This is a genomic window from Streptomyces smaragdinus (assembly GCF_009604385.1).
Taxonomy (GTDB): domain Bacteria; phylum Actinomycetota; class Actinomycetes; order Streptomycetales; family Streptomycetaceae; genus Streptomyces; species Streptomyces smaragdinus.
The window spans coordinates 1-4912 of sequence record NZ_WEGJ01000085.1 but is presented as its reverse complement, the minus strand read 5'-3'; the positions used below and the strand labels follow the sequence as shown (position 1 = coordinate 4912).

The following is a 4912-nucleotide window of genomic DNA, read 5'->3' as shown; positions in this document are numbered from 1 at the left end:
CGTGTGAGGGACGGGGTATCAACATATCTGGCGTTGACTTTTGGCACGCTGTTGAGTTCTCAAGGAACGGACGCTTCCTTCGGAACCCTTTCACCGGTTCCTCCGGGCGCTTCCCTTCGGTGTTTCCGACTCTATCAGACTCTTTTCAGTGTCCGAACCCGGCCGGCGGGTTTTCCCTTGAGTCCGTTTCGCTTTCGCGTTCCGTCCTCGCGGTGATCACTACGTTAGCGGATTTCTCCGGTAATCCCTAATCGGCTAATTCCAGGGTGCACAAAGCAGAGCCCCGGATGGGCCGATCAGAGGGAGTGATCCAGTAGTGAGAGGTGCCGCCTCGGGGGCGCGCCGTAGCGACCCCCGGTTTTGCGGCTCGGTCCACATTACGGCTCCGGGCACCCGGAGTCAAGCTCCTTCGTGGGTCAGTGGACTCGGTGCTGGTCGGTGCCATTGGCGAAGGCGTCTCGCGGGTGCTGGACCGAGAGCAGTGAGACGATGTCCCGGCCGAACAGGGCGGCGGTGGTCCAGACGAACATGACGCGGATCTTCCGTTCCCAGGTGGGCACCGCGAGGACGTGGTAGCCCCGGTGCATCAGCCAGGCCGGCAGTCCCTTGATCACGATGCGCTTGTACTGGAAGATGCCCCGTCCCATCCCCAGCGTCGCCACCACCCCGAGGCTGTCGTGGCGGTAGTCGCGGACCTTCCGGCCCCGCAGGCTCGCCACGATGTTCTTGGCGAGGCGCTTGCCCTGCCGTACCGCGTGCTGGGCGTTCGGCATGGTGTGGGCGCCCGGTACGGGCGAGGCGAGGTCGGGGACGGCGGCGTCGTCTCCGGCGGCCCAGACGTCGGGGACGGGGTCGGTGTCGGTGCCCACGCGGAGGTCGGCCCGTACGACGAGCATGCCCCGCTCGTCGACCGGCAGGTCCGTGTGGTGGTGCACGACGGGGTTGGCGGCGTTGCCGGCGGTCCAGACGATCAGCGCGGAGTCGTACTCCTGGCCGTCGGAGAGGACGACGTGGCCGTCGGCGGCGGACACCATCTGGGTGTTCAGGTGGACGTGTGCCCCGCGGCCCTCCAGATGGCGCACCACCCATTCACCAGGCTTGTCCGCCACCTCGGGCAGGATCCGGCCGCGGGCCTCCACCAGATGGAAGGAGAGGTCCTCGAGGCCGAGCTCCGGGTAGGACTTGAGCATCGCCGTCGCGAGCGACAGCAGTTCGCCGAAGCCCTCGACGCCGGAGAAACCGCCGCCGACGAACGTGACGGTGAGCAGTGCGCGGCGTTCTGGGCCGGGGGGCAGGGTCGCCGCCTGGTCGAAGGCGGTCATCAGCCGGTCGCGGATGGCGACCGCCTCCTCGACGTGCTTGAGGCCGATGGCCTGCTCCGCGATCCCGTCGATGGGGAAGGTGCGGGTCACGGCGCCGGCGGTGACGACGAGGATGTCGTACGTCAGCTTCTCCTCGTCGCCCTGTGCCGAGCGGACGGTGACCGTGCGGTCGGCGCTGCGGATGTCGGTCACCGTGCTCGCGAGCACCCGGGTGCGGCGCAGATGGCGGCGCAGCGAGACGGCGGCGTGCCGGGCCTCGATCGATCCGGCGGTCACCTCCGGCAGGAACGGCTGGTACGTCATGTACGGCCGCGGGTCGACGATGGTGACGCGTGCCTCGCCCTTGCGCAGGGCCTTCTCCAGTCGCCAGGCGGTGTAGAAGCCCGCGTAGCCGCCGCCGACGATCACAATCTCACGCATGATTCCCCCTGCTCGGGTGATGAACAGCTGTCCCGTCGGATTGTGCTGTCAGCCGCTGACGGGGTACCGGCTGGTGATCGCGACGCGGTTGAAGGCGTTCATCACGACGGCCAGCCAGACGACGGCTGAGATCTGTTCCTCGGTGAGCACGGTCGCGGCGGCGTCGTACTCGTCGTCGCTGACGTGCCCCTCCCCCACCCGGGTCACCGCTTCGGTGAGGCGCAGTGCCGCTCGGTCGGTGCCGGTGAAGTAACCGGTCTCCGCCCAGGCGGGGAGCACCGCGATCCGGTCGGGGTTCTCGCCCTTCTTCAGAGCGTCGCGGGTGTGCATCCGCAGGCAGAACGCACAGCCGTTGAGCTGGGAGGTACGGATCTTCAGCAGTTCGGTCAGCAGCGGGTCGAGGCCGGCCGCGGCGGCGGCTGTCTCCGCCTCCGTCGAGAGGGCGATCAGGGCCTTGTAGGCGCCCGGGTGCTGCTTTCCGACGTTGACACGCTGCGTGCTGCTCATGGTTTCTTCGCCTCGTTCTGTCCTGTTGTCGTTCTCATCAGGTAGACGAGGCAGTGTCCCGGAACGTGACGGCTCAGACGTGAGCGAGTTTGTCGGGGTTGATGACGCGCCGGTAGGCGGTGATCAGACCGTCGGTGACCTGCAGTGTGTCCACGGAGTAGACGCGGCCGTCGCGGTGGAGGACGAGGGCGAGCTCGCCGCCGACCTCGACGAGGTCGATGCGGTCGGCGTGCCACTGGCGGCCGACGCGCACCATGACCTCGGCGACGCGTTGCCCGCCGTGGATGAGCTTGCGTGCCGCGTGGACCTTTCCGCCGCCGTCGGTGACGTAGACGGCGTCCGGGTGCAGCAGTCGTACCAGGCCCTCCAGGTCTCCGGCCTCGTAGGCGGCGCGGAAGGTGGCGAGGACGCGGTCGCGTTCCGCCTTGGGTGCCCGGGGCTCGGACTCCTTCGCTCCGGCGACGCGGCGGCGGGCGCGTGAGGCGAGCTGGCGGGCGCCGGGGACGGTGACGTCGAGGACCTCGGCGATGCGGGCGAACTCGAGGCCGAAGACGTCGTGCAGGACGAAGGCCACTCGTTCGGGTGGTGACAGCTCCTCCATGATCAGGAGCATCGCGGTGGAGACGGATTCGTCGACGAGGACCGGTTCGGAGGCGTCGGGTCCGGTCAGCAGGGGTTCGGGCAGCCAGGGGCCGACGTAGGTCTCGCGGCGGTGGCGGGCGCTCTTGAGGATGTCGTACGAGCGGCGGGCGGCGACGGTGACCAGCCAGGCCCGCAGGTCATCGACGCGGGAGAGGTCCGCGGCGCGGGCGCGGAGCCAGACGTCCTGGGTGACGTCCTCGGCGTCGGCCACGCTGCCCAGCAGGCGGTACGCCGCGCCGAAGACGGCGGGGCGGTGCTTCTCCCATTCGGCGGCCGGCACGTCCTCGTGTCCGGCCTCTGCGGGCACGTGCCCATCGCCCATACGGATCGCGTCCTCCTCGGCTCGGGGCAAGAGTAACCGCGGTGATTCAGCGGTGGATCATTCGGGGTCGCCGGGCTTCGGGGATCTCTTGCGGGGGGTGTGGCGGCGGTAGCGGCTGACCGTGGGGTCGTCGGCGATCCAGTAGCGCCAGGGGGTGTCGTGGGCGCGGGAGACGCCGGTGCGGGGGCCGTGTCTGACGCGGCCGCGGCGGACGGGTTCGCCGGCGGCGAGGCGGATCGGGGCGTGTGCGTCGCAGACGTCCGTTCCGTCGAGGGCGCGGGTGATGCCGAGGGCGTCGGCGAGGCGGCCGGGGCCCTGCGCCAGTTCCTTCGGGGAGCGTGCGGCGGGGCGGCGGTCGGTGGCCTCGGCGTGGCCGGTGACGATCTCGCCGGCTCGTACGAGCACTCCGTGCGATACGCCCTCCGTGCCGCAGACGACGTTCGCGGCATGGTGCATGCCGTAGATCCAGTAGACGTACAGATGCCCGGCGGGGCCGAACATCGTGGCGTTGCGGGGGGTGCGGCCGCGCCAGCCGTGGGAGGCGGGGTCGGTCTCGCCCTCGTAGGCCTCGACCTCGGTGATGCGCAGGGCGACGGTGGCGTCGCCGGTGCCGGAGACCAGGATGCGGCCCAGCAGCTCGGGGGCGACGACGTGGGCGGGGCGGGCGTAGAAGGCGCGGGGCAGGAGGGCGTCGAGGTCCGGTGGTGTCGGGTCGTTTCCCACGGTCGGTATCGGACCTCGCTCGGTTCGTCGGGGGTGGTACGCAGTAGGGTGCGGGCCAGGAGGTCCGGGGCGGCGGCCGTGGCAGGGCGCCGGGACGAGGACCGGTCCAGCACAGTACGCGACCCGGTGAGGGTAGTACGGGGAGGAGTGGGATGGGGTTCAAGAAGCTGTTCGCCAGTCTCGGTGCCGGTGGTGCGTCGGTGGAGACGATCCTGGCGGAGCCGAACATCGTGCCCGGCGGTGTGGTGCAGGGTCATGTGGACGTCTCCGGCGGCTCGGTGGCGCAGGAGATCGAGGGGCTCTCCGTCGGTCTGCAGGCCCGGGTGGAGGTGGAGAGCGGCGACCAGGAGTACAAGCAGGACGTCGAGTTCCACCGGATGCGGCTCGGCGGTGCCTTCACGGTGCAGCCCGGTGCGCAGCACCAGGTGCCGTTCGGTCTGGAGATCCCGTGGGAGACGCCGATCACGACGTTCATGGGGCATCACCTGACGGGGATGAGCGTCGGGGTGACCACCGAGCTGCAGATCGCGCGGGCGGTGGACTCCGGTGACCTCGACCCGGTCAACGTGCACCCGCTGCCGGCGCAGCAGGCGATCCTGGACGCCTTCGGGCGGCTGGGTTTCCGCTTCAAGGGCGCGGACCTGGAGCGCGGGCACATCCGCGGTACGCGGCAGAAGCTGCCGTTCTACCAGGAGATCGAGTTCTACGCGCCGCAGCAGTACCGGGGTCTGAACCAGGTGGAGCTGACGTTCGTCGCCGACGAGCGCGAGATGGACGTCGTCCTGGAGATGGACAAGAAGCCGGGGCTGTTCACCGAGGGGACGGACTCGTACCGCTTGTTCACGGTGAGCCTGTCGGCGTACGACCAGACCGACTGGGCGGCGTATCTGAACCAGTGGATCTCGGAGGTCGGCGGCAAGCGGAACTGGTTCTGACGTTCCCCCTTCCCCGCTCACGGCGTGGTCTTGTCCGACGG

General features: G+C 69.6%; 5 protein-coding genes. 1 reads left to right on the top strand and 4 read right to left on the bottom strand.

Features of this window, described 5'->3' with window-relative positions; all coding sequences use genetic code 11:
- Positions 1-416: 416 nt before the first annotated feature.
- The 4 genes from SRB5_RS35580 to SRB5_RS35565 form a co-directional block, all read right to left on the bottom strand.
- Entirely contained in the window at positions 417-1742 is a 1326-nt protein-coding gene (locus tag SRB5_RS35580; protein ID WP_153457977.1) for an NAD(P)/FAD-dependent oxidoreductase, read from the bottom strand.
- Between the two features lie 48 nt (positions 1743-1790).
- A complete protein-coding gene (locus tag SRB5_RS35575; protein ID WP_153457976.1) occupies positions 1791-2249 on the bottom strand; it encodes a carboxymuconolactone decarboxylase family protein in 459 nt (152 codons plus the stop codon).
- A 73-nt stretch (positions 2250-2322) separates the two neighbouring features.
- Positions 2323-3213 carry an RNA polymerase sigma factor SigJ gene (gene sigJ / locus SRB5_RS35570; RefSeq protein ID WP_153457974.1) on the bottom strand — a complete coding sequence of 297 codons (891 nt, stop codon included), beginning with the start codon at positions 3211-3213 and terminating at the stop codon, positions 2323-2325.
- Between the two features lie 57 nt (positions 3214-3270).
- Complete coding sequence (locus tag SRB5_RS35565) at positions 3271-3936, bottom strand: DNA-3-methyladenine glycosylase (protein ID WP_323379048.1); 666 nt, start codon at positions 3934-3936, stop codon at positions 3271-3273.
- Positions 3937-4088: 152 nt separating this feature from the next.
- On the opposite strand from SRB5_RS35565, the gene SRB5_RS35560 reads away from it, so the two are divergent.
- Positions 4089-4871, top strand: a complete 783-nt coding sequence (locus SRB5_RS35560) for a sporulation protein (RefSeq protein WP_153457972.1) — start codon at positions 4089-4091, stop codon at positions 4869-4871.
- The last annotated feature ends 41 nt before the right edge of the window (positions 4872-4912 follow it).

Excerpts from the sequence above, each read along its gene's own strand:
- SRB5_RS35580 (WP_153457977.1), bottom strand. The coding sequence starts at position 1,742 with ATGCGTGAGATTGTGATCGTCGGCGGCGGCTACGCGGGCTTCTACACC.
- SRB5_RS35575 (WP_153457976.1), bottom strand. The coding sequence starts at position 2,249 with ATGAGCAGCACGCAGCGTGTCAACGTCGGAAAGCAGCACCCGGGCGCC.
- sigJ (WP_153457974.1), bottom strand. The coding sequence starts at position 3,213 with ATGGGCGATGGGCACGTGCCCGCAGAGGCCGGACACGAGGACGTGCCG.
- SRB5_RS35560 (WP_153457972.1), top strand. The coding sequence starts at position 4,089 with ATGGGGTTCAAGAAGCTGTTCGCCAGTCTCGGTGCCGGTGGTGCGTCG.